This window comes from Methanocaldococcus jannaschii DSM 2661, assembly GCF_000091665.1.
GTDB classification, from domain to species: domain Archaea; phylum AGJL01; class Methanococci; order Methanococcales; family Methanocaldococcaceae; genus Methanocaldococcus; species Methanocaldococcus jannaschii.
This window is the reverse complement of record NC_000909.1, coordinates 761390-786458: the sequence shown is the minus strand read 5'-3', so window position 1 is coordinate 786458 and position 25069 is coordinate 761390. Positions and strand designations below refer to the sequence as shown.

General features: G+C 33.3%; 29 protein-coding genes and 2 tRNA genes. 13 read left to right on the top strand and 18 right to left on the bottom strand.

All coding sequences use genetic code 11. The features are described from left to right. The first annotated feature begins 76 nt into the window (after window positions 1-76). The 8 genes from fni to MJ_RS04590 all read left to right on the top strand — a co-directional run bounded on the left by fni (window position 77) and on the right by MJ_RS04590 (window position 6467). Entirely contained in the window at window positions 77-1156 is a 1080-nt protein-coding gene (fni, locus tag MJ_RS04620; protein ID WP_010870377.1) for a type 2 isopentenyl-diphosphate Delta-isomerase, read from the top strand. 131 nt (window positions 1157-1287) lie between these two features. Continuing rightward, a complete protein-coding gene (locus tag MJ_RS04615) occupies window positions 1288-2634 on the top strand; it encodes an RNase J family beta-CASP ribonuclease (protein ID WP_010870376.1) in 1347 nt (448 codons plus the stop codon). Between the two features lie 13 nt (window positions 2635-2647). Further along, window positions 2648-3601 (top strand): polyprenyl synthetase family protein, encoded by a 954-nt coding sequence (locus MJ_RS04610; RefSeq protein ID WP_064496935.1) that lies wholly within the window; start codon window positions 2648-2650, stop codon window positions 3599-3601. Between the two features lie 21 nt (window positions 3602-3622). Then, on the top strand, window positions 3623-4108 hold the full coding sequence (locus MJ_RS04605; RefSeq protein WP_064496642.1) for a DUF2118 family protein: 486 nt from the start codon (window positions 3623-3625) through the stop codon (window positions 4106-4108). Between the two features lie 33 nt (window positions 4109-4141). Beyond that, window positions 4142-4483 carry a DUF749 domain-containing protein gene (locus MJ_RS04600; protein ID WP_010870373.1) on the top strand — a complete coding sequence of 114 codons (342 nt, stop codon included), beginning with the start codon at window positions 4142-4144 and terminating at the stop codon, window positions 4481-4483. Window positions 4484-4539: 56 nt separating this feature from the next. Beyond that, a complete protein-coding gene (locus tag MJ_RS04595) occupies window positions 4540-5364 on the top strand; it encodes a hypothetical protein (RefSeq protein ID WP_010870372.1) in 825 nt (274 codons plus the stop codon). Beyond that, complete coding sequence (locus MJ_RS09735; protein ID WP_341871964.1) at window positions 5331-5843, top strand: IS200/IS605 family accessory protein TnpB-related protein; 513 nt, start codon at window positions 5331-5333, stop codon at window positions 5841-5843. The genes MJ_RS04595 and MJ_RS09735 overlap by 34 nt, the downstream gene beginning before the upstream one ends. 96 nt (window positions 5844-5939) lie before the next feature. Then, window positions 5940-6467, top strand: a complete 528-nt coding sequence (locus tag MJ_RS04590) for a DUF2096 domain-containing protein (RefSeq protein ID WP_064496641.1) — start codon at window positions 5940-5942, stop codon at window positions 6465-6467. 114 nt (window positions 6468-6581) lie between these two features. Here MJ_RS04590 and MJ_RS04585 read toward each other — a convergent pair whose 3' ends face one another. From MJ_RS04585 to mcrB, 14 genes are all read right to left on the bottom strand, one after another. Next, window positions 6582-7268, bottom strand: a complete 687-nt coding sequence (locus MJ_RS04585) for a V4R domain-containing protein (RefSeq protein ID WP_010870369.1) — start codon at window positions 7266-7268, stop codon at window positions 6582-6584. Between the two features lie 478 nt (window positions 7269-7746). After that, window positions 7747-8706, bottom strand: coding sequence for a tetrahydromethanopterin S-methyltransferase subunit H (mtrH, locus tag MJ_RS04580; RefSeq protein ID WP_010870368.1), 960 nt, complete (start codon window positions 8704-8706; stop codon window positions 7747-7749). A gap of 28 nt (window positions 8707-8734) precedes the next feature. Continuing rightward, the gene (gene mtrG / locus MJ_RS04575) at window positions 8735-8989 is read right to left on the bottom strand and encodes a tetrahydromethanopterin S-methyltransferase subunit MtrG (protein WP_010870367.1); all 255 of its coding nucleotides are present in this window, start codon (window positions 8987-8989) and stop codon (window positions 8735-8737) included. 20 nt (window positions 8990-9009) lie between these two features. Continuing rightward, window positions 9010-9216 carry a tetrahydromethanopterin S-methyltransferase subunit F gene (locus tag MJ_RS04570; RefSeq protein WP_010870366.1) on the bottom strand — a complete coding sequence of 69 codons (207 nt, stop codon included), beginning with the start codon at window positions 9214-9216 and terminating at the stop codon, window positions 9010-9012. Between the two features lie 17 nt (window positions 9217-9233). Beyond that, a complete protein-coding gene (mtrA, locus tag MJ_RS04565; RefSeq protein ID WP_064496640.1) occupies window positions 9234-9959 on the bottom strand; it encodes a tetrahydromethanopterin S-methyltransferase subunit A in 726 nt (241 codons plus the stop codon). 31 nt (window positions 9960-9990) lie between these two features. Beyond that, the gene (locus MJ_RS04560) at window positions 9991-10302 is read right to left on the bottom strand and encodes a tetrahydromethanopterin S-methyltransferase subunit B (protein ID WP_010870364.1); all 312 of its coding nucleotides are present in this window, start codon (window positions 10300-10302) and stop codon (window positions 9991-9993) included. A gap of 9 nt (window positions 10303-10311) precedes the next feature. Continuing rightward, a complete protein-coding gene (mtrC, locus tag MJ_RS04555) occupies window positions 10312-11109 on the bottom strand; it encodes a tetrahydromethanopterin S-methyltransferase subunit MtrC (protein ID WP_010870363.1) in 798 nt (265 codons plus the stop codon). 29 nt (window positions 11110-11138) lie between these two features. Continuing rightward, on the bottom strand, window positions 11139-11831 hold the full coding sequence (gene mtrD / locus MJ_RS04550; protein ID WP_010870362.1) for a tetrahydromethanopterin S-methyltransferase subunit D: 693 nt from the start codon (window positions 11829-11831) through the stop codon (window positions 11139-11141). A gap of 13 nt (window positions 11832-11844) precedes the next feature. Then, window positions 11845-12756, bottom strand: a complete 912-nt coding sequence (gene mtrE / locus MJ_RS04545; RefSeq protein ID WP_010870361.1) for a tetrahydromethanopterin S-methyltransferase subunit E — start codon at window positions 12754-12756, stop codon at window positions 11845-11847. A 219-nt stretch (window positions 12757-12975) separates the two neighbouring features. Next, window positions 12976-14637 (bottom strand): coenzyme-B sulfoethylthiotransferase subunit alpha, encoded by a 1662-nt coding sequence (gene mcrA / locus MJ_RS04540; RefSeq protein ID WP_010870360.1) that lies wholly within the window; start codon window positions 14635-14637, stop codon window positions 12976-12978. A 131-nt stretch (window positions 14638-14768) separates the two neighbouring features. Further along, window positions 14769-15551, bottom strand: coding sequence for a coenzyme-B sulfoethylthiotransferase subunit gamma (mcrG, locus tag MJ_RS04535; protein WP_010870359.1), 783 nt, complete (start codon window positions 15549-15551; stop codon window positions 14769-14771). A 9-nt stretch (window positions 15552-15560) separates the two neighbouring features. Next, window positions 15561-16163 (bottom strand): methyl-coenzyme M reductase I operon protein C, encoded by a 603-nt coding sequence (gene mcrC / locus MJ_RS04530; protein ID WP_010870358.1) that lies wholly within the window; start codon window positions 16161-16163, stop codon window positions 15561-15563. A 1-nt stretch (window position 16164) separates the two neighbouring features. Next, window positions 16165-16653 (bottom strand): methyl-coenzyme M reductase operon protein D, encoded by a 489-nt coding sequence (gene mcrD / locus MJ_RS04525; protein ID WP_209320037.1) that lies wholly within the window; start codon window positions 16651-16653, stop codon window positions 16165-16167. Window positions 16654-16671: 18 nt separating this feature from the next. Next, the gene (mcrB, locus tag MJ_RS04520) at window positions 16672-18006 is read right to left on the bottom strand and encodes a coenzyme-B sulfoethylthiotransferase subunit beta (protein WP_064496639.1); all 1335 of its coding nucleotides are present in this window, start codon (window positions 18004-18006) and stop codon (window positions 16672-16674) included. Between the two features lie 228 nt (window positions 18007-18234). Between mcrB and mmp10 the strand changes: the two genes are divergently transcribed. Beyond that, window positions 18235-19482: a methyl coenzyme M reductase-arginine methyltransferase Mmp10 gene (gene mmp10 / locus MJ_RS04515; RefSeq protein ID WP_010870355.1), complete on the top strand. Its 1248-nt coding sequence runs from the start codon at window positions 18235-18237 to the stop codon at window positions 19480-19482. 2 nt (window positions 19483-19484) lie between these two features. Here mmp10 and mfnF read toward each other — a convergent pair whose 3' ends face one another. Beyond that, window positions 19485-20468, bottom strand: a complete 984-nt coding sequence (gene mfnF, locus MJ_RS04510; protein ID WP_209320036.1) for a (4-{4-[2-(gamma-L-glutamylamino)ethyl]phenoxymethyl}furan-2-yl)methanamine synthase — start codon at window positions 20466-20468, stop codon at window positions 19485-19487. A gap of 85 nt (window positions 20469-20553) precedes the next feature. On the opposite strand from mfnF, the gene priS reads away from it, so the two are divergent. Further along, entirely contained in the window at window positions 20554-21606 is a 1053-nt protein-coding gene (gene priS, locus MJ_RS04505; protein ID WP_010870353.1) for a DNA primase catalytic subunit PriS, read from the top strand. 34 nt (window positions 21607-21640) lie between these two features. Here the strand turns inward: priS and MJ_RS04500 are convergent, their stop codons facing one another. Both MJ_RS04500 and MJ_RS04495 read right to left on the bottom strand, forming a co-directional pair. Continuing rightward, entirely contained in the window at window positions 21641-22312 is a 672-nt protein-coding gene (locus tag MJ_RS04500; RefSeq protein WP_010870352.1) for a DUF166 domain-containing protein, read from the bottom strand. Window positions 22313-22362: 50 nt separating this feature from the next. Then, window positions 22363-22438: transfer RNA gene (locus MJ_RS04495), tRNA-Gln, on the bottom strand. 178 nt (window positions 22439-22616) lie between these two features. Here MJ_RS04495 and MJ_RS04490 point away from each other — a divergent pair. After that, window positions 22617-22693, top strand: a tRNA-Thr gene (locus MJ_RS04490). Window positions 22694-22850: 157 nt separating this feature from the next. Here the strand turns inward: MJ_RS04490 and mptB are convergent. Beyond that, on the bottom strand, window positions 22851-23600 hold the full coding sequence (mptB, locus tag MJ_RS04485; protein WP_010870351.1) for a dihydroneopterin 2',3'-cyclic phosphate phosphodiesterase: 750 nt from the start codon (window positions 23598-23600) through the stop codon (window positions 22851-22853). A 73-nt stretch (window positions 23601-23673) separates the two neighbouring features. Here mptB and MJ_RS04480 point away from each other — a divergent pair, with 73 nt between their 5' ends. Together MJ_RS04480 and MJ_RS04475 are read left to right on the top strand one after the other, a co-directional pair. Next, complete coding sequence (locus MJ_RS04480) at window positions 23674-24033, top strand: cysteine-rich small domain-containing protein (RefSeq protein WP_010870350.1); 360 nt, start codon at window positions 23674-23676, stop codon at window positions 24031-24033. 4 nt (window positions 24034-24037) lie between these two features. Then, complete coding sequence (locus tag MJ_RS04475; RefSeq protein WP_010870349.1) at window positions 24038-25057, top strand: A24 family peptidase C-terminal domain-containing protein; 1020 nt, start codon at window positions 24038-24040, stop codon at window positions 25055-25057. The last annotated feature ends 12 nt before the right edge of the window (window positions 25058-25069 follow it).

The window sequence follows — 25069 nt, the reverse complement described above, 5'->3', positions numbered from 1 at the left end:
ATGTGTCTATTTTTAATTTGTTATTAAAATTTCACAAAGTTATATAGCAAATATTTATATAGTATTTGGTGAAATTATGGTTAATAATAGAAATGAGATAGAAGTTAGAAAATTAGAACATATATTTCTATGTAGTTATTGTAATGTTGAATATGAAAAAACAACATTATTAGAAGATATTGAACTAATACACAAAGGAACCTGCGGAATTAATTTTAATGATATAGAAACAGAAATAGAATTGTTTGGAAAAAAACTATCTGCTCCAATTATTGTTTCTGGTATGACTGGGGGGCATAGTAAGGCAAAGGAGATAAACAAGAATATAGCCAAGGCAGTTGAAGAACTCGGCTTAGGTATGGGTGTTGGCTCTCAGAGGGCAGCTATTGTTAATGATGAGCTGATAGATACCTATAGCATTGTTAGAGACTACACAAACAATTTAGTTATAGGTAACTTAGGAGCAGTTAATTTCATTGTTGATGATTGGGATGAGGAGATTATAGATAAGGCAATTGAAATGATAGATGCCGATGCTATAGCTATACATTTCAATCCATTACAAGAGATTATACAGCCAGAAGGTGATTTAAACTTTAAAAACCTATATAAACTCAAAGAAATTATTTCAAATTACAAAAAAAGCTATAAAAATATTCCATTTATTGCTAAACAAGTAGGAGAAGGTTTTTCAAAGGAAGATGCATTAATTTTAAAAGATATTGGCTTTGATGCAATAGATGTTCAAGGAAGTGGAGGCACTTCATGGGCAAAGGTTGAGATTTATAGAGTTAAGGAGGAGGAAATTAAAAGATTGGCTGAAAAATTTGCTAATTGGGGCATTCCAACTGCCGCTTCAATATTTGAAGTAAAAAGCGTTTATGATGGTATAGTTATTGGTTCTGGAGGCATAAGAGGAGGTTTAGATATAGCTAAATGTATAGCAATTGGTTGTGATTGCTGTTCAGTTGCTTTGCCTATATTAAAAGCAAGTTTAAAGGGCTGGGAAGAGGTTGTTAAAGTTTTAGAGAGCTATATAAAAGAGTTAAAAATAGCGATGTTTTTAGTTGGAGCTGAAAATATTGAAGAACTTAAAAAAACATCTTATATAGTTAAAGGAACTTTAAAAGAATGGATTTCCCAGAGATTAAAATAAAACAGTATTGTTAATACTGTTATCCCATTTATGATTTTTATTTTTATCTTAGATGTTAGGCTGTAAATTTATTTAAAATAATTAAATATTTATAAACATTAAAATTATAAAAAATTAAAGGATGTGAGAGAGTGAAATTGGAAATTATTGCTATTGGAGGTTATGAAGAAGTTGGTAGAAATATGACAGCAGTTAATGTAGATGGAGAGATTATAATATTGGATATGGGAATAAGATTAGATAGAGTTTTGATTCATGAAGATACTGACATATCAAAGCTTCATAGCTTAGAGTTAATTGAAAAGGGAATAATTCCAAACGATACAGTTATGAAAAATATTGAGGGAGAAGTTAAAGCAATTGTCTTATCTCACGGGCATTTAGACCATATTGGAGCTGTGCCAAAATTAGCCCATAGATACAACGCTCCAATTATTGGAACACCTTATACAATTGAACTGGTTAAAAGAGAGATATTAAGTGAGAAAAAATTTGATGTAAGAAACCCATTAATTGTTTTAAACGCTGGAGAATCTATAGATTTAACTCCAAACATAACCTTAGAGTTTATTAGAATAACCCATAGTATTCCAGACTCTGTATTGCCAGTTTTACACACCCCTTATGGTTCAATTGTCTATGGAAACGACTTTAAATTTGACAACTTCCCAGTTGTTGGTGAAAGACCAGATTATAGAGCAATAAAAAAAGTTGGTAAAAATGGGGTGTTATGCTTTATATCAGAAACTACAAGAATAAATCACGAAGGTAAAACACCACCTGAAATTATCGCTTCTGGTTTATTGAAAAATGACTTATTAGCAGCTGACAATGACAAACACGGTATTATTGTAACAACATTCTCCTCCCATATTGCAAGGATAAAATCAATTACAGATATAGCAGAAAAAATGGGCAGAACTCCTGTTTTATTAGGAAGAAGTATGATGAGATTCTGTGGAATAGCCCAAGATATTGGGTTGGTTAAATTCCCTGAAGATTTAAGGATTTATGGAGACCCAAGTTCAATAGAGATGGCTTTAAAGAATATAGTTAAAGAGGGTAAGGAGAAATATCTAATAATAGCCACAGGACATCAGGGAGAGGAAGGGGCTGTATTGTCAAGAATGGCTACAAACAAAACCCCATACAAGTTTGAAAAATATGACTGTGTTGTGTTCTCAGCAGACCCAATTCCAAATCCAATGAATGCAGCTCAAAGATACATGTTAGAATCAAGATTAAAGTTGTTGGGAGTTAGAATATTTAAAGGAGCTCATGTTTCAGGACATGCTGCAAAAGAAGACCATAGGGACATGCTAAGGTGGTTAAATCCAGAGCATATAATTCCTTCACATGGGGACTTTAACTTAACAGCTGAATATACAAAATTAGCTGAGGAAGAAGGTTATAGATTGGGAGAGGATGTTCATTTATTAAGAAATGGGCAGTGTTTGAGCTTTGAAAGAATTATTTAAAAGAGGTGGAATTATGCTCTTTGATAAAAATATTTTACAAAAAATTGATGAAGAATTAAAGACTTATGTAGATAAAGATGATAAACTATATAACGCGTCAAAACATCTTCTATTTGCTGGAGGAAAGAGAATTAGGCCATATTTAACTGTAGTAACTTATATGTTGAAGAAAGACGATATTGAGGAGGTTTTGCCAGCCGCTGCTGCAGTAGAGTTAATTCACAACTACACCTTAATACATGATGACATTATGGACAATGATGATGAGAGGAGAGGAAAACCAACAGTTCATGTTGTCTATGGAGAGCCAATGGCTATCTTAGCTGGAGATTTATTATATGCTAAAGCTTTTGAAGCAGTTTCAAGAATAAAAGATAATAAAAAAGCTCATGAAGTTTTAAAAATCCTATCAAAAGCATGTGTTGAGGTTTGTGAAGGGCAGGCAATGGACATGGAATTTGAAAACTACTATCCTACAATGGAAGAATACTTAGATATGATTAGAAAAAAGACAGGAGCTTTATTAGAGGCTTCTGTGGGAATTGGGGCTGTTATGGCTGATTGTAATGAAGAAGAAAGGGAAGCATTAAAAGAGTATGCAAAAAGAATTGGATTAACTTTTCAAATACAGGATGATGTTTTAGATTTAATTGGGGACCAGAAAAAGTTAGGTAAGCCAGTTGGAAGTGATATAAGAGAAGGTAAAAAGACAATAATTGTTATCCACGCCCTAAAAACATTGGATGAAGATAAAAAGAAAAGATTATTGGAAATTTTAGGAAATAAAAATGTTAAGGATGAAGAAATTAAAGAAGCAATTGAGATATTAAAGCCTTCAATTGAATATGCAAAAGAACTTATGAAACAAAAAACTGAAGAAGCAAAAGAATATTTAAAGATATTCAATAAAGACAGAAGGAAAGTTTTAGAGGATTTGGCTGATTTTATAATGAGTAGAATTTATTAAATTTTATTTGGGGTGAATATTATGAGAATTCCAAGGTTGTATGTTGAAAACGCTGAGAAACATGAGGGAAGAAAGGTAGTTATTGAAAATGGCGGAAAAGTAATAAAATTTTTAGATAAAGATGAAGAATATGAAGGAGATGGAAAGGTTTTATATCAAGTTATATACGATGATTTTGATAACTATGTATTAATGGGAACTGTTACTAAAGATATGATTATAGAGTATGAAGTTGGTGGAGTTAGACAGATAACATACATTAAAAAAGGAACTAAATTATTAGAGATTCCTGCTGAGGGTTATAAAGTCTATCCAATTGTAGATTTTGGTTGTAGAATTTTGGGTGGGCATAGAATAGCCGCTTTACAAAGTAGAAAGGGAGATATAAGATTTGTTAATACCCCAGTTAATGGGATTGTGTTATTCTTAAAAGAAGTTCCAGCAAAGAGAGAGAACTATGTATTTTATATACTTCCAGAGGAAGAAATTAAATTTGAAGAGGAATAAAATAAGAATAATTAACATTAATTAAGGGATACTATGAACGATAAAAATGTAGAGTTTGTTGCTACCCTAATATCCATATTAACTGTTAAAGAGGCATTAAATAGCGAAATGGAAAATTTCGTTAAAGTTAGAGCTGCCATTGATAAAAGAGAGCTAAAGGATGATGATAAAGTTGCCATCTTTAATATAAACTCAACAACAAGTTATCAAGTATTTTTTATAGATAAAGACACAAATATAGAGGAGTTGAAGGAAGAGTTTAAGAAGATGAATGTTAGAATTAATTATGATAGTGAGCAGGTCCTAAAAAGATATATTGAGAGGTTAAGGATTCAAAACAATTCTAAGCCCATATCAAATAATAACAAACAATAGCAAAATTATAGCATAGAAAGAAAAATATAGAAATAGAATCCTACAAAATACTTATCATGCCCAAAACAATCAAACTAACTAAAACTATTGCATTGAAAAGCAAACCATTAACAAAAACAAAAATAAAAATCATAGAGAATACTATCGAATCTTATAAAGAAGTTTTATCTATTGCTTTAGATTTCGGTTTAAAAAATAATAGAAAGAGCCATAGAAAGATTAGAGAGGGAATTTATGAAGAAATAAAATCCAAACTCCCAAAGTTACCGACTCATTATATTTATACAGCCTCTCAAGATGCATCCACGAGAATAAAAAGCTTTATAGCAATGAAAAAGAGAGATAAAGCTTACACTTCAAAACCAAAAATTAAAAACATTTCCTTATGGTTAGATGACGTTTTAACAAACTATAGAGATTTTAAAAACAATATAGAAAAACTATTTTTGATAGACAAAGAAGGAAAGAAAACTTTGCATTTAAGATTATCTACACCGAATGGTAGAATAGTTATTCCCCTAAAGCCTCATAAACAGTTTTTTAAACTGCTAAATGAAGGCTGGGGAATAAAAGCTGGATTTAAATTGAGATTGAATAAAGAAGATGGAACGATAACTGTTTTAATTCCATTAGAGAAGGAGATAACAATTAATGATAGTTATAAAACCGTTTATGCCTTAGATTTTAACTTAGACAATATAACCTATGGTAATTTCGAAAATATAGAGTTAATAAAAACAGATTTAGGAAAATTAACCGAAAAATACTCCAACATAATGACTAACATTCAAGAGAAATTTTCTTTTAAAGGAATTCATAAGCAGGATAAACCGTTGAAGAGGAAAGGATTTATTTTGCTAAAAAATTCGGTAGGAGGTTAAAAAATATCAGAGAAGATATACTAAAAAAGTTAGCCAACAAAATAGCCAAAAAACTTAAAGAAAATAATGCAGTTTTAGTTATTGAAGACTTATCCCCTTATTTTAACCAAAATATTGCTAAAAAATCATTTAAAAAACTAAAACATAAATTGCATAACATCTCAGCTAAAAAATTCTTAGGTTATTTAAAAAATAAATGCTTAGAATTTGGCGTTAAAGTTATTGAAGGAAATCCGGCTTACACTTCGATAAAATGTCCTAATTGTGGGAGTAGATTATCTCAACTGTATAAATTAGCCGATGAGAGGGCTCTGCCTTCGAGGCTAATGTATTGCTTTGATTGCGGATTTTATGCTGATAGGGATACTGTAGCTGTATTTAATTTGATAAAGAGATTTACGGGGCTGTATCCGTTCAGCCCTAAGTCCAATGAACCCATAGCAGAGGGAACGGTGTTTCCCGATGAAGCTATGGGTTGAGGACAACCCGTTTCCATAGCTTACCGATTAGATACGATAAGTTATTATATGATAAGTTATTAAATGCTATGGTAAGCTATGGAAATGGGGAACGGAATGAAGGATGCAAGAAACTTAGATAAACAGTGGGTTGTATTATCTGAGTTATCAGCTGAGTTGGTTAATAGGGGGATTAAAGTTCCTGAAATTGTTTTTGAGAAGCTTAGATTAGCCAACGCTCTCCTTTCTTATTACATTTTAGACCCTCATGCATCCATAAATATATTGGCAAATGTTGAAAGAGAACTGAATTATGTTCAATCACAACTCTTTAGCTTATGTGATACTGAACTGACTGAAAAATACTTAGATAGGATGATAAAAGCTATTAGAGGAGAGATTAATGCTAAATTCCCAGTGAGTAAAAGCAACTACAATAGGGAAGTTAAAAAAAGAGGAAAAGTAGAAGCAATAAGGGTAAAGTTACAAAAAGAGATGCAGATTGAGAGATTGAGTGACTTAGGAGAATGGCATGGGGTTATATTTGAATACAGTGATGAGAAAGATAAAGTAATCATTGAAGGAAATATAGATAGGGTAAAAAGAGCATTAAAAGATTTTGCTTTTATGTGGAAAGAAGATTAATATATTAGTTTTACATGAATATAAGTGCATTCAGTTAATTAATGATATCTAAAGCATCTAAATTCCTTATTAATCCCAAACTGCGAAAAGTCTCATAAATATTACAAAAAAGAATTAGTCCAATCTTATTGATTTTTTTGCAACAAATGTACAATAAGGGTCTCCAACAGCTTGACATTTTTCCTCTGTAACTTCCACAATATATGTTTTGTTAGTCATATTTTCTAAACAGCCAGCTATAAACCCTGCTGTTAGATAACATATCGGTTCCGACGCTTTACAGTTTTTACACTCTTTATTATCTTTAACTACAACTGTTAAAGGTTCCGATTTTTCAATAACCACTTCTCCAAAATCTTTTTTCATGAATGTAATCATATCATCATAGGTGTTAATTCCTAATTTAATCGCGTAATCTTTACCAATATCATAAAAAATTCTTTTTACATTATTTCCTAAATAATATTTCCTCAAATATTCTTTTATATATGCGATGAGAGATACAGGACCTTCAAAAGTACAGAATTCTTTTTTCTCTTCTCCCCCACTTTCAGAAGTAATTTTAATCTTATGCTCTTCCTCCCTAATTTCTTTTTTTAATTCCTCTAAAGGTGGATATGCCTCCAATATAAGTTCATGTAGCCGTGTCCCTTCTGTTAATTTCAAAACTTCTTTTAGCAATTCCTTATTATCTTTGTATTTTTCTAATAAATTTTTCATCATAGTTAGTTTAATACCCATAAATTTTGCTCTGTTGTCAATAATCCTCAACATTTCAATAATCTTCATCGCATTTGTCATTTAAACCACACATACCTCTATTCTCTACAATCTACCCACAAGTAAAATAAAAAAATTAATTAATATTTACAAAAATAAATACCCCATATTTTGTATATATTATATTTTACCATAATTCCAACTACGTTTAACAATGATTCTAAATATTATAGAACTCCACAGGAATAAATCTTTAAAGGGATTGATACCTCTTAATATAATCTAAATTCCAACAGTTAATATATAGACTACGAAGTCCTGTATTGTATATACTATTCAAAACTTAGTTTGTTGGAAGCCTTATAAATAATTTTTCAATTTTCTATAAAAAAAGTAATATTATAAGTCACATGTTTAAAATTGATAATAGCATTTTTAATTCACTTTCAAGGAAAATAACTATCACTAATTATATACTATTACTCTAAAAAGAATCAAAATTACAAAACTATAAAAAGTAATAAAATAGAATAATAGAGACTATTTATTTTTTATTTTATTAGACCAATTTCTTGAATGGATGTGTATCTATTGGTTCAATTCCTAATTCTTTTGCTGCCTCTGCAATAATTGCATCAACCATAGCTACTGCTGGGAATGTCATATATGCATTGTCAATTGGGCCATAAAGGACAAAGTCTCCTGACGCCATAACTTGGACTAAGTTTGCTCCAACATCACAAACGTGGTGAATATCTTTTGCTTTTTCTCTTTCTCCAGCTTCTCTTAACTGTTTTCTAAACTCTCTTAACCAGTCCCATGCTGATGGAATGTTGTGAATACCACTCCCTACTGGATATCCAAATAGTGCTTTAACAGCAAATGATGCTCTAACAGCAGCTCCTGCTCCGTTACCTAATGGTGTAACTGCTGTATCGATTAAAGGATACTTAATACCTGCTTTTTCAGCGAGTTCTAACATCCCCTTATCTGCTGTTTTCCCACCATTTGTTAAGACATTTATCTTTCCTTCAACAGTTGGGTCCATTGGGTCGAAACATAAAACAATTGATGCTTCCAAATCACTTTCAACTAAAACCTGATATTCTTGCTCATCAATAGAAACGTTAATAGAGTTATAAATACACTGCTTAGCATATCCAGCTTCAGTAGCTCTCTTTGCAGCAGCCATTCTTGCTTCTCCTGATGTAGAGTCCAATAACATTGGACCATCCCAAACCTCAGCAACAAAGTCAATATAATTAACTAACGCCTCTGGGGTTCCTCCAAATACCTGAACTAACGCTGGGTTTCCAGTAATGTCTTCCATCTCTGCCTGTTTGTTAATTAAATCCTCTGCCGCTGCTTTGTCAAAGATACCTTTTCTCTCATCTTCAACAATTTTGTGTCTTGCATAGAATATAGTCCCTGCTAAAGCTGTAGGATACTCTCCTGGCTGACCTCCAATTTTTCTCCCCGCAATTTCAACGACCATTTGCTCTCTGTCAAACTTAAACATAATTTCCCACCTCATAATTTTTATATATTTATTGTTGAACAAGTACTTTTAAACTCAATATTTGTATGATTTTGATTAATGCTGGCAGTATGTAGGAAAGTATTATCCCTATAACTAAACCATATAATATTCCAATATCCCTCCCAACTTTTTTTCCAGCCAGTTGGAAGAGTTCAGCATTTGTGTTTTCTACCTTTTTTTCTAATTCATCTAACCTCTTTTTTAATGCCTCATAATCTGCAGGGTCCATTATTACTTGTGGCAACTTTTCGTCTTCGGACATTTAATTCACCCCAAAAAATCTTATTTCATTAAGAAATACAGCGCCAAAGGAATACCCATTAACACTATGGCTGAAACTACTCCAATTATTAATCCTTTTGTTCCAGCAGATTCGGTTCCACTCTCTAAACCTCTATTTCTCGTTATTAATCCAACTTTATATTCTAAATCCTCTACATAACTCTGTATTGATGAAACATTAGGTTTGTTTGAAACTTCAACACCCATTTTCTCACCTTATACAATTAGAACATTAAGATTCCCATAATTAGTAGCATTAAGAACAAACCAGTGGCAATTCCTTGAATCTTACCATTATAATATCCTGCCTGCCACTTTGCTAACAATCCATTATAGCACATTTCATTTCCAATTAATCTCATTCTACTCTCAATTATTGCCATTTCTGGTGTTATTGGTTTTATAACACCCTCTTCCTCTTCTCCTCCTCCTTTTCCTCCTTCTAACTCAATTATAAATGGGTCTTCGTCAATAGCTCCTGGGTCTTTACTTAAACACTCTTTTATTGCTTGTGTTATTTTACCAATATCTTCACAGTCAATTAAATCAACAACTTCAACTATCTGCCTTCTAAATCTTTCAACTGCTTCTTTATTCACGTTCTCTAAGAATGGTATGGCCCCTTTAGCTCCAATAATACCTCCATCGTCTCCAATGCCATTTTCCCATAATGCTTTAAAACACTGTCCAGTTATATGCCCTTGGACTTCTGAACCACAGAGAATCATAAACCTAATGTTTGGGTTTGATATATAGTTTGCTACAACCTTTTCAATACCCAAGTTTTCTGTGTGGCAAGGTCCTGCTATAGCAGCCCCTGCATCGATACATGCTTGCTCCAAACCGTGAGAACCTAAAGTTACAACTCCAACACAACTTTCCGGATTTCCAACAACATATTCACCAGAGACAATTGGCCATCCTGGTGCTGGTTCTCTTTTATTTGCCATAGACATCACCATAAAAATTTTTAAGAGATTTTTAGAATTTCACTCCCAATATTATCGCCAACAGTGCCATTATCCCAAGACCTATCCAAAATCCAAAGAATGCACTCTTAAAGTATCCTGATATTGCATAGACGCCATCTCTATTTGGGAATGAGTTTAATGGTGGATACCTTGGATCTAAAGAATGCTCATATGCATCTACCAATGTTTCCAATTTTTTAATTTGTTCTTCTATTGGAGAAACATCAACAAATAACAAATCTCCAAATCCTTTTGTAATTACTCCTGTTTCAACAGTATATACTAAAGGAATATTCTGGTCTATAAATACATAAGTTGCCATATTATCACCTTATTCCTCCTTCTTAGGAATCTCTGGAACGTGAAGAACTGCACAGGCATCTTTAAATGACATCTTAACAAACTTCACATAGACAATTGCCCATAATATTATTGAAACAATTATAGATACTATATCTAATTTAACTACTGAGAATACAAACCATGTTATAAAACCACAAGCAACTGCTAATGTTAATGTTCTCTTATGGCTTTCATTTGGACCCAAACATGCGTTAAATGGATGTAATATTGCCATACCCGCAGCAATAAATGCCAAGGCCATCATACCATTATTTAATGCATAATCAATGTATTTTTGTGGTTCTAAACTACCCACATAGGCAACAGTAAATCCTAATAAAGCCATGGCTCCTGCAATTGATAAAAATGTCATACTTCTAACCATAATTGGAATCTTCATACCTACTGGATTTACTGTTAATCTTCCAACGATATATCCAATAACTGCTGAAACTATCAATGTTATAATTGGAGCTACCAAATAAGGAAGATTGAAGTAATCAGGAATTAAAACACCTGCAACTGCCGCCAATGTTCCCATACCTAAACTTACCATACCAATGGACGGAACTCCTGTTCCAAGACCGTAAGCAGCTACTTTCCTAACAGTATTTGCTCCAGCAACACATGCTGCAGATGCCAATAAACCGCCAATTAACATTCCCAATCCATAAGGTGACAAAAAGTTTGCTAAATAGCATCCAACCAATGATAAAGCAATACCTACAGCAAATATTTGCTCTTCAGGATAAAGTTCAGCTGCATGACCTCCTCCACCATGTGACATAATTAATCACCCATTCTATATTGTTAAATTTATAAAACCATCAATACTGAAATTATACCAAACAATAATGAAGCTACTGTTGATGCAATAACTCCATTAGGCATTTTCTTGAATTTTGGGTCGTGGAATCCTTCAATAGTCCCTCCAATGTTATATGATGCTAAAACCGCATTGATAAAGAAGAAACCAACTGCTAACATCCCTGCAACTCCTGGATCTAAACCGAGTTTTCTTAAAGCAATGTATGCTAAAGCTCCACCAATTCCTCCTAAAGCCGCTCCTATTAAACCACTAACAAAACAAACAGTTGGAACTCCATGTCCTGTAGTCCCTGGAGTAACATAAGGTTTTTGTGGATCTTTAGTTATAGGATCAATTTCACACTTATCTGCAGCTGGAACAACCCCAACTCCAAATACATAAATTAATTGCCCAATTAACATCGTTACTCCGAGCATAATCATTGAACTTACAGCTCCAGAGATCATAATCAATGCCATTCCAATAGGTGATAAACCTACATTTGATGCCATTACTGCAGCACCCATCAATCCAGTAAAACCTGCCCCTGCTGCCAACTGTGTTGTTCCTGTTCCAACCCCTGTTGAGGTCGCCATAGCCGCTGGAGCCCCTCCAACAGGGATAAAATGAACACTTGCATTAATTATTGCCCCTGCAATAGTCATCTCAATTAATGGAACAATTGCGCTAACAATATCCATACATTATCACCTTTTATTTTGTGTATGGTCCATACTTATTTCTTGCAAAGACCTCAACCTTTCTATTTATTATTGCCAATATAGCTACGATTATCAAACCAATAACAATTGATATTATTGAAGCAGTTATTACACTTCCTCCCTGACCTCCTTTTAATATATCTCCCAAAACACCTCTCCAACCATCTAAAAATACAATTAAACCAAAGCATAAACCAGTTAAAACTCCTCCTAATCTTGAACAGAAGTATGAGGAGTCCATACCGTTTCTTAAACCATATTCTGCTTTAATGTCAATATCTCCATGGTTAGCAACTGGAACTCCTCCTCCAAATGGATATTTTTGATATTCTCTTTCAGCACCATAATGAACGTCTCCAGTTGATGAACCAATTGCACCAACAGTAATCCCAAATATCAATGCAATCAATGGCAGTGGGAATGGGTTTCCTAATATAGTGTTAGCTAAATAAGCCATTAAAACCATACAAAAGACTGCAATAAAACCATGTCCAACAATTGGGCCAAGATGGCTCATTACAACATCCCAATAAACTGGCTGACCAAAGTTCTTTGATTGACCCACAATTCTACCTAAATATGCTGAAATAGCATAAGCCCCATGAACAAAAGCAGCTACTCCTGCTCCTAAAATTAACGCTAAAATTGGGTTTAATCCCATTTGCATAATAGCATAAGCAACTGTCCCCGCAACTGCAACATACAAACCATAAGAAACTGGCTCCCCAGATATAGCCTTGTTAAAGTATCTGTGTATATTCCCCATCTGTGGAGCTAACTGAACCTGTGAGTTTGGGTTTGACTGAGACCCTACATCAGATTCCAAATCTTCTGCACATCCAGCAACTGTTGCCAATGCACCACTCAACGCTAAAGCCCCAAGGGCTATCAGTGTTGCATCCATCCTATCACCTCATTTTACATAAGACTTAGTTTTATTAGGTTAATATATAAGGTTTTCTATTTGATTCTGTTAAAATTCACTTAATTTTTATTTAACTTTTTTTTAGTTATAGGAATCCATCCAGAATATTAAAAACAATGTCAGAATTTAAGTTTTTGTATTTTACGTTTTAATATGCTTAACAATATCAACATAATAAAAAATTAAAAAATTTAGAATTTAGTGAGCTGGGATGATTGGATCTCTTTCTCCAGCTGGCTCGAATTCTCTTAAAGCACCTCTTGCAAACTCTTTTCTTGGATGTGTGAAGTCAAAGACTAATGATGGGTCTGCAAATGCAACCTTAATTAATGGGTTCAATGCAAATGCGTCTCCTCTTGCTGAGTGTGCAGCCTGTGTAATTCCAGCATATTCTCCTTGGTGACCAACGTTCATTGCGTAGTTTGGATAGTTAGGCCCTCTCAATTCTAATGGGGAACCTTCATCGTTTCTGAATGATAATGAGTTGGCTGCTCCACACTGGTCTTGTAAGTCATAACCATAGAATCCTAATCTGCTGTGGTATTCTTTGTGCAATATCTGGCTTAGATACCATCCGTTAACTCCAGCGTTTGAGTTTCCTGTAGCTAATGCAGTTGTAATACCTGCTGCAGCAGCTGTAACCCCTGCTCTTTGGGAACCTCCGAAGTGGTCTTCTAACAATGCTGGGAAGGTGTCATACTGCTCTAAACCATATAAAGTTACTTCAGTAGCAATATCTTCAACAACATCCATTGTTGGTTTTACGCTGTTGCATCCTCCATATTTCTTGGTTATGTAGTCATATCCGTAGTATGAGAAGTCATCCAAGATGTCATCTGTATAGGTTGCTGTAGCATACTGTGTAAATCCGACTCCTCCAGACATGTATCCTCCTAACCAGATTTGGTCATACAACATAGCCCCAGCAGCAACAACCTCTAATGACTGTTCAACTGGGTCATCTGAAACTCTTGATGTTTGAACAATATCTGCCAAGACTCCGAAGAAGATACCTCCTGGTTCATTTGGCCCTCTTGCTCTTCTTGCTGGCAAGAATGAAGCCATCTGAATGACATCAGCGTGCTTTGCAGCGTATGAGAAGTCAGCAATTGCTGCCTCCCCAGCACAGAGCTTGTAAGCTGTAATGAATGACATTCCAATCTGCATAGCACTCCATCTTGCTATTGTTCCCCCATCACAAACTCTACCGACTAATGTTGGAACTCTTGAAACTTGGTATGTTCTCTTACCGATTGCCTTCTTGATTTGTTCTGCCTGCTCTTCTGGGAACAACTTGTTAATGTCAATTAAGAACCTCTTGTCAATCTCATCTGCTAATTCGTCATCTCCAGTGAATATCTTAGCGTAACAGTCCCAGACTAATGCTGGGTGGACCTCAACCATGTGCTCCTGAACAACTGCTCCTCCTGGGAGAGCGTGGTTAATAGTTTCCATGTATTCATTAATTGTTTCTGGAGTAACCTCTACCCCCAATCTCTTTTCAAGAACAGCGTGAGCTGTATCCATCCCAACGATAACTGTTCTTCTTATGTCATCCCAGAACTGCTGCATTGCAGCGTTGTTCATGAAGTGTAAGTCATCCCCTTCAACAATTGCATCTGTATTTGAAACTTTGTAAGGCATTAATTTTCTCTGCCCCAATGGAACTCCAATATCTGGGTTGTAAAATGGAATTCCTCCTCTCTTCTCAATTAATTTTTGTGCTGCCTCAACGAATTCTCTTTTTCTTGCTGACTGTCTCCATCCGCCAAAGACATAGAACTTAGTGTATTTTTCTCTTGGGTCTTCTTCAAACTTTTCCTTTAATGCCTTTAAGAACAATCTTTTTTCAGCATCCATCGGGCTCACCTCTGTGAGGAATTTTGATTTTTATTTTTTATTTTTCTAAGTTATATTTTTGAGATTTATAATTTATTTTTGTAGTTTTAGTGGGAGAAAGTTATAAAGGTTAAATGGGCAAAGCCCAAATCTTAGAGTTTCTCGAAAACATCTTCTACTGGTAAGAACCCTCCTAAGGTTCTTGCTCTGTGGATTCTCTTAACAACTGTTAATAATTCTTCATCTTCTCTCATTGGGACTCCATCAATTCTGTAGATGGTTGTAATCTCTTTCAATTTCTCTTCTGGTAAAGGTTCTCCAACATCTACAGGCTCATCTAATGGTCTTCCAACCTGGTCTTTAACGTATAAAACGTGTCCTGTTTTCTCATCATAAACATATCTCTGGAGAGCATCGAACATTAAACCGTTTTCATCCAATCTTAATGAGTGTCCGTGGACAGTAGCTCCTCTAATACCAATTCTTGCAGGGTCAAAGAATGCTGTATCAATTAAGAAGTTCTTTGATAATGCTTCTAAGTCACTCTCTCTCATCTCAATAACTTGTCTTCCGGATAATGTTCCAGTATCTACTCCTCTAAATCTCCACATGTAAGTTCTTGCTCTGTCATATGGCTGAGCTGGAGCGAAGTACATTGAATCGGTAAATTGTATGTATCTAATTCTGTGACCTTCTTTAGCTCCATTTAATGGCTCAACTAAATCTCTTACATAGTCTTCTGGTAAATCCATCTCCTCTAATGGTGGGTGAACTGTTTTGTAATCCTCTCCTGGCTGTCTGTGACCCATTATCTTAACAACATCATCATCTGGAATGTCTCTCAACTTTTCTAACTGAACATCTGGATTCATGTGGTCTCTTCTATTTTGAGCAATTTTTGTTTGACCTGGGTAGAACTGTGGCTTGTATGCCATACAATCACCTCAATTTAGGTTTAAATGAAGTTTTATTTTTCTTATTACCTCATCAATTTTAGTTTGGGGACAAGATTCTCCCCTAATTACTCCAGTTACGATATCTACAACTGTCCCTTTGGTCTTAGGTTCTAAGGGCATGACATCCCTTGTCTTTATTCCATATTTAGCAAGGTCTTCCATATCCACAGGAGCTTGACAGACAATAATCGTTGGAATTTCAACGTATTTTAGGAGGAGACCCGCTTTATAGACGATATGGCTGATAACGTTTCCGAAATGAACAACACAGAGCTTATGTCTATTTATTTGCTCTGCCTCTTCTGGTTTGATACCAAAGGTTGAACCCAGAGCTCCTCTCGGAGCATCATGTGGTATTCCTGAACCAGCATTTAAAACCAGAACGCTTGTTTGAATCCCTGCTTCCCTTATTCCATAAGTTATCTCACAGACAGGTTTTGTTATATGCCTCCTTCCTGGTGACATCGCTACAACTACCACATCATTTTTTAATGCCTCTGCAAATGTCCCTCTCTGTGCTAATCCTCCCCCTTCTCCTAAACCCATCACTGACCTACAATCCACAATTTGTTCCCTTCTCCCTACTGGCATACTATTCCTCTTTTTCTTCTTTTTCTACAACTGTAACAGAGTTTGCCATTCTACTTCTTGGATCAACCATTCCTATCAATCTTCTGTCCATCTCATTTATTAGGAAGACCCCATCTTCACCATATTTTATATAGTCGGTAACTGTTGGTCTGTCTTTTAAGAATTTCCCGACTCTTAAGTTGTAGCCAAATGGGAACATTTCTTTGCAGATTTCATCTAATTTATCCAACTCACTGTCATCACTGAGAGTTATCCAGAATCTCCCTGCCATCACTGTTAGCTCTACTGGAACTCCTTTAACATGTATTATCTTCCTCTCTGTGTGATTCACTGGCAAACCTCTTGCAGGCCCATAAGTGATAACTTTAGGGAGGGGCTGACCGTGGATTACAACTCTCTCCACGGTCTTCAAGTCATAAATTTTATTGAGAAATTTTTCAGTTGTGGAGGCTTTCAAATACCTATGTGGGAAGATTTCAACTTCAATCATAAACAATCACTTAAAGTTTTAGATTTTGTCCTTAACTTCTAATGCTCCTTTTATGACATACTTCAATGGCTCTCTGAATTCATCAATTGCACTGAAGACAGTTCCAACTAATGCTGATGTTCTCTCTGGTGAGAACATCTGTGTTCCAGCGTCTAAACACATTGCAGCTGCAACTGGCGGGATAGCAAATCCTTTTGAGTGTCTTGTAACGATGTGGTTTCCGTTGAAGATACCTGGCCCTCCTCCTCCGTAAATTGAGTGACTGAAGAATGAGAATCCAACTGCTGTACCTTCTGCTCTACCGAAGTCAACTCCTGGTAATCCTGTTTCGTATTCTAAGATGTCGTTGTAGTATAAGATTGTTGATGCAATGTTCTGTGCTGCTCTTGCAGCCCCACAGTTTACTATAGCAGCTGCAACTAAACCAGCTGCAGCGTAAGCGTTCCACTTAGCAACATCAACTGGTTTGTATAACTTAAATCCTGATGGTAATGTTTTGTCTTCTTTAATGACTCCATCCTCTAAAGCTCTTTCAACAACGGAAGCAACTACTGTACCAACAGTTCCGTTCTTACCGTTTGCTTTAACTAAGTCAATTACTAAGTTGTCTGCGTTTAATCCTTGGTATGCTAAACCTAATAAGTGTAATCTTTCAAATAATCCAACAGCGTCTCCCATTTCAAACATTGCTGTTTGCTCCATAATTGCAGCGAATGCAACTGCGTTCATGACATTTTTCTTTGTACATGCAACGAAGTGGTTTGCCATGATGTTTCTTAACGCATAACCTGGCCCTTCTAATGATAATGGGCTACCTAATAATGCAGCGATGTTTGAACCTTTCATTGTAACTTCGTGTGGGTAGCCACCTAAAACAGCTGCATGAACCATTGGAGCATCGAAGATATCAACATCAAATGTTCTAATAATAGCTTCTTTTAATGCTTGAGCTGTAACTAAAACAGAGACTGAATATTCTGCTGCAACATCTAACCTCTTTGATGGAATTTGAACAGCCATCTGTTTTCCATCGTTAATTAATTTAATTGATGTGTCGTCATCTTCTGAAACTCTAACAACTTTTTCAACGTATTCAGCAATTGTTTCAGCATTTTCAACAATTGGTAAATCTAACTCTCTACCTTTAATCATACAACCTTTTCCACCAACTTGACCAGTTCTCAAAGCGTTCTCAATACCTGCTAAGTTAACTGCCACTGTTCTCTTAACATCTTTAACTAACTTCTGAATTGTTGGGTTGTGCAATGGGCTGATTGCTTCTAAAGGAACGTTTTCTTCTACTAATTTACCTTTTTCATCATACAAGTTTATTGTGTCTTTGTACTTTACCATAGGAATCACTCCCACATATTGGTTCGATATTAGTTATCGCAGTTTATATATATCCAGTTTTTCATTTGAACAAAATCGTAACATTTATATAGTGGATGGATTTGGAATTTACAGGCAAAGTTTTAAAATTAAAATAACATAAAATCCAATAATTTTTGGTGAAAAAATCCCTTATAAAATTTTCTATCTGAAATTTTTTATTAAAAATAACAGTTATAGTGTGAAATTATGAAAGAAGCTAATCTACTAATAGATTTGAGAGGAGAACCAGGAATTAACTGTAATGGATTTTGTAAGTTCTGTTATTTTAGAAAAGTCAATAAAAATAATCCGCAACCATTTGGATGTAGATACTGTCAATTTACAGTTGGTTGTGACTATTGTATGTACTCAGTTAGGGAGATAAATGGTGATTTCATTCCATTACCATTTGCATTAATGGAATTACAAAGTAGTTTATTATTTAAAAGATACAGCAAAGTTAATTTAACTGCTGGAGGAGACGTTAGCTGTTATCCTCAATTAGAGGAGTTATGTAAAGCTATAAACAATATAGGATTAAAGATTCATCTTGGCTATACTTCAGGAAAAGGATTTGATAATGTAGAGATTGCAAAAAATTTAGTTGATTATGGTGTTGATGAAGTCACATTTTCAGTTTTTTCAACAAATCCAAAGCTTAGAAAGGAATGGATGAATGACAAAAATGCTGAAACTGCATTAAAATGCCTAAGATATTTTTGTGAAAATTGTGAGGTTCATTGTGCAATAATTGTTATTCCAGGAGTTAATGATGGAGAAGAATTAAAGAAGACAGTTTCTGATTTAGTTGATTGGGGAGCTAATGCAGTTATATTGATGAGGTTTGCAAATAGTGAAGAACAGGGATTAATTTTAGGAAACGCTCCTCTAATTGAAGGTATAAAGCCACATTCAGTTGAAGAATTTAAAAATATAGTTGATGAAATCCATAATGAGTTTGGGGATTATATTAGAGTTACTGGAACTCCTTTGCATGACCCAGTTGCTGGAACCCCATTTGCATTAGCTAAAGAAGAAAACAGCCACATTTTGGAGAGATTAAAAGACAAAATAAATGGAGAAGCTACAATAATTACTGGAAATGTAGCATATCCATTTTTAAAAAAGATTTTTGATGAAACATCTGTAAATGTTGTTAAAGTTAATAAAGATATCGCCGATTTAATAACAGCTAAAGATTTAGAAAAATTAGATTTAAAAGATGTTAAAGAGACTGTTTTTATTCCTCCAAAGGCTTTTGTGCATGATAGGGTTGCTGAAGAGATTTTAAGAAGGGATGGGGTAGATAGGATAGTTGTTAGAGGAGTGGAGCAATTAACCTTAGACGGAGAAGTTAGTGGAATCTATACAAGAGAAGAAGCATTAAAATTTGAAATTGAAGCATTTGAAGAATTAATTGGTATGATTAATTTCTTTGGAATGAAAAAACAATAAAATTATTTATCTAATTGCTTTTGCAATAATTTAGCTACAGCAAAACTTGGAGTTGCTAAAGAAACATCTTTTCCATAGGTTTCTTTTATTGATATTATATTATACTCATCTAAGGCATCTTTTAAAATCTCCTCTCCCAAACCAGTTATAACAACATCATTTAAATTGTATCTTTTTGCAATAGTATCAACATTCTCCCTAATTAATTCTAACAGCTTATTATAAAGCTTATTGGCGAAATCTATTAGTTCATCATCTTTAACCATTTCTCTATCAGCACATAAAACTCTCACTAACCTTGTTAAGCAACTTTCAAAATCCTTTCCAGCTCCATCTGGAGTGTCACAGGTGTAATCCTCTTCTGTAATTTTATTTAATATTAGAGATATATCAGCCGTTATAGCAAAATACTCTGAAGATAGATTAGTTAATTTTCCTCTAAACTCTATTTTGTTGGCTAAGAAGCTAACAGGAGTTCTTAAAGTTCCAACATAAACTAACTGATTATTCATCAATCTATCTAAATCTGTCTTTTCAGCTAAAACTTCTTTATCTTTTATTGGAATTATATCTGTGGTTGTAGAGCCCATATCAACTAAGATACAGCTATCTTTTATAAACTCTGCCACAAATTTAGCTGTTGCATTCCAATTTGACGCTGAAACATCTAAATAATTTTTCTTAGCCTCTTCTGAAGTTAAAAAATTCCCATTAACATCAAACACATATACTGGGCAGTTAAAAGCTTTTTCAACTTTATCTATTATATCCTCAACTCCTTCTTTTTTTGTTTTGTAGCAGTCAGCTAATTCAGCAGTCATAACTAAGGCAACATAATCAACATTATCATTATAGTTTTTTAATAAATCTTCTAATTCATCCTTTTTCTTCCACATAGGGAAATAGATGTGATGAATCTTATAATTATCTCCTTCAATCTCTGTAATTTTTGTATTAGCTCCACCAATATCTATTCCCAAAATCATAATTTTCACCGTGAAAAATTTTATAACTCTCTAAAATAATTATTGTTAATTCCTAAGTCAATACTAAAAGTTGAGGGATAAGTATATGAATACTTTTGCTGAGGTTCAAAAATTGTATAGGGAATATTACAACTTCGCAATAAAAAACAATATCCTTGAAATCCCTGAAGGTATTGAATATAGGGAATTTGGATATGGTTATTTAAAAAAAGTTGATAATAGAAACCTATCTTTTAAAAATGAAAGAGAATATAAAGATTGGGTGTTAAAAAACGCTCCAATGCACTTTTATAAATCTTTAGCTTATATGCTCTACCCAAATAAATCAGGTGGAGCTTCTAAAAAAGGTATATTTAGAAGAGAATTAGCGTTTGATATAGATGTCCATAAAACAAAAAAATGTAAGCATGAAGATGATTGGATTTGCAAGCATTGTTTAGAAGAGGCAAAAAATCAAGCTATCTACTTAATTGAAGAATTTTTAATTCCTGACTTTGGTTTAAATGAAGAAGATTTAAAGATTGTATTTAGTGGAAACAGGGGTTATCACATATATATAAAACCAAGAGATGAAAAAATTAGGGATATTATTGAAAGCTATTCAAAAGAAGATAGAAGATTTTTAATGGATTATATATTAGGAAAAAATTTAAACTTAAATTCAGTAGGTAGTGGTTGGAGAAGAAGATTAATAAAGGCAATCAAAGAAAGAGATAAAAGAATATCCACAAAAAAACTTGAAAATGAAAAAAATTGGAAAAAGGTTATTGAGAATTTAAAGAGCAAAAATAAAATATATAATATTATTGAAGAAACCAAAAATAAAATTGAATTGGATGAAAAAGTTATGGATGATGACATAAGGCTTTTGAGGGTTATAAATTCTCTACATGGCTATACTGGCTTTATTGTTAAGCCATTAAGTGGTTTAGATGAATTAAGGAGATTTAACCCATTAGAAGATGCCATATTTAAAGATTTTGAAAATAAAGTGTATGAGGTTAATATATTTGATGATAGAAAATTCGAAATTGAAATATGTGGAAAGAAATACAACAATAAAAGTAAAAAAATTACTGCTTCAGCTTTACTATATTTATTTGGTCATAATATTAAATTTGAATTACTTAAATCCTAAGGACTTAACGCACTATCAAATATGGAATTTGAATTTATGGAATTTGAATTACTTGGATACCACTAACTAATATTTTACCAGCTTTTGTTTTCTTTCCTTCTTTCTCTACAAACAGCCTTATTTTTCCAGCTCTACAAAAGTGTTGAACTCTCAAACCAATATCTATTAAAGTTTTGTCATTAAATTCTCTCCCAACGAATTCTTTTAGTGTTTCAGAAGTTGAACCACAGGGAGCCTCTCTCAAAACATCAATTTTTTCAATTTTATTATTTTTAATGTATAATTTTACTTTTGGTTTTCCAAAATATTTTAGAAATTCTTTTAAGTGAGGATAGTTATCTAAATAATCTTTATAATCTTTTAGTTCATCCTCATCAATATCACACATTAAATAGGGGCAGAAAGCGTTTCCAAAACTCTCTATCTGCTTTTTAAATCCCTCTCCTTTCCAAGCCCCAACAAGAACAAAAGCTTTATTGTTGAGTTCTTTTATCTTTCTAACAAGCTCGTAGGTTAAATCTGGATTTAAAGTATAAGTTATAAATAAATCATAATCTTTTAATTTTTCAATTGTATTTTCACTTATTGTTATTTCATCAAAATCTCCATAATATTTAACAGTTATAAAATCACATGGAAATTTTGATTTAATTGTATTATATGCTCTGTCTCCATAAACTCCATCGGTTAAAATAGCAACCTTCACACTTTCACCATGTATTTAAATTAATAAATATAAAATAGTAAAAATAAAAATGGTAGCCCGGCGCGGATTCGAACCGCGGTCCCGGGGTCCAAAGCCCCGGATGATAGGCCACTACACCACCGGGCTACATCAAACGTAAGCAATTTAATAAATACTAAGAAGGGGTATATATACTTTTCTTTCTATACTTCTTAAGTCTGATTTTATCAGATGAGGGCATACTATTCATAAATAAAGTTCCCATATATATACTTTTCGGCGTAATGTTTATATATAAGATATAGTAATTTAACTATGCTAAGGTGCCTCGGTAGCTCAGCCTGGCGGAGCGCCTGCTTGGTAAGCAGGAGGTCGCGGGTTCAAACCCCGCCCGAGGCTCCATTTGAAACTTTAAGAAAGTTTCATCAAAACTAACACCTCCTCGCTTACGCTCGGAGGTGTAAATTAATACGCAATTTTATTTAATCACAAAACAAAAGTTTCATTTTTTATTTTATGACATTATATTAATAAAACCAAATATATAAATTGATTAGATTTAATTGGATTCTTTATTTTCTAAACTTTCATTATTTTCATCTTTTTTCTCATCTTCAGAAATTATACCTATTGATTTTAAAATGTCTTTTAAAAATTCTATAGTTTTTAGCTTTCCTTCTCTACTTCTAACTTCATAAACCTTCAAAGGATTTACTGCTTTATATATCTCCTGTTCAGAGATTCCTAAATCCCTACTTCTTGCTTGACAAACTCTAACAGCTACATCATTAATCTTTGAATCTGCTTCATCAGCATAATGGACAATATATGCCTCTATAGAGTTTGGCCTTGTTGGAGAATGGTCTCCATGATGGGAAGCAACTATTTTAATAACCTCAATTGGAAAATCTCTTTTGTAGAGCTCCGCAACAGCTAATGTTAAGTGGTCTAAATTGAACATATCGTAGTGGTCAAAAGTGCCATCTTCTTTTCTTATATAGTTGTATGGCTTCATAATATCATGTAATAAAGCTCCAGCGATTATATAATCTCTATTAACTTCAACACCGTAAACTTCTTCCAAAACATCAGCCATTTTTAGAGCTATTTTTGTTACTGATATTGTATGTTCTATTAACCCACCTTCATATCTATGATGCCAATTTATACTTGCTGGAGCTTCTTCGACACTTATTCCAGTATCTACAATTCCTGGATGTGTTGCTTTAGGATTTTTTAAAAATTCAATAACCTTTTTTCTTAATTCTTCATCCTTTATTTGTTCCGCCAATTTTATTAACCTCTCCATTAAAATCCCTCCCTAAATTTTAAATACATCTAAAAGTAAAAATAATATTTAATCTATTTAAAGGTGTTGTATAATGATAGAATTAGCTAAAAATCATCTAAAGAAAGTTTTAGAAGTTTGTGGAGCTAACAGAAATTGTGAATATTACCCATGCCACTTTGATGGACAGGTTTGCTTATGGTGTTACTGCCCTTTCTATCCATGTGAAGATGAAGAATTAGGAGAGTATGTTGAAAAAAAAGATGGAACAAAGATTTGGAGTTGTATGAAGTGTTTTTGGGTTCATAGGGAAGATGTTGCCACTGAAATCTTAAGAGAAATTTTAAATTTAACCAAAGATAAAGATATAGATGAGGCTTTAAAGCTCTTAGATAACCATGAGTTGATGTTAAAAATAAAAGATAGGGTTAAAGCCAAATATCCAAATAGGTGAAATTGTGGATTTGCTAAATGTAGTTTATATTATTAACTTTATTTTACTCCTTTTAGCAGCAATAACTGATATTAAAGAAAGAATTATTCCTCATAAATACACAATTGCCATGATTATAATAAACTTAGTTGTTGGTTATTACTATTTTGGATTTAATGCTATTATTGCGTTTTTCTCTACTCTAATATTATGTTTAATATTAAGTATTGGAATGGGAGGAGGAGATGTTAAGCTATTCACCGCTTTAGCTCCAATTTTTGCGTATCCAAACTCGTTTGTATTTTATATTCCAAAATATATTCTCTACTTAATAGCAATTAGTATGTTTATCGCCGCAGTTTTTCCGATGTATAAAATTTTAATGAGATATTGGAAAGATATTATTCCTTCAGCTTGTTATTTAACTATGATGCTTGGTATATTATATTATTTTATAAATATCTACGAAATTCCATACGCTTCAATAATTATATGGGCTTATATTGTCCTATCTATCTTTGTCTCAAGAAAAGTTCCAAAATACAAAGAATATACGAAAAAATTAGGATATTTATTCCCTGCTTATTTGTTATTCTTATATATTATTGATACAACTTATTTTATTAAATATAATGTGCTATTAACATCCATAATATACCTTTGTGAAATAATACTAATATCTATCGTTATTTATGCACTCACGGGTGTAGAAACTTCTGACAAAAAACATATTGAAGAATTAAAAGAAGGAGATATTTTGAGGGATGTTATAATAATAGACAAAGATGGTGTTGAGGTAAAAAACTTAAATATAATGAAAAGAATAAAATTTCTATTAGAACATGAAATCAAAGAAAATGAAAAGGAAATAATATTAACCGATGGAGAAGGGTTATCCAATGAAGACATTCGAAAAATAAAAAAACTCTATATGGAGGGAAAAATCCCTGACAAACTAAATGTTATAAAAACCTACCCATTTGTTCCGTTTGTTGTCATTGGTTATGTTATAGTTTTAATGTTGATGAAGTTAGCAATAATCTAAAGTGTGAATACC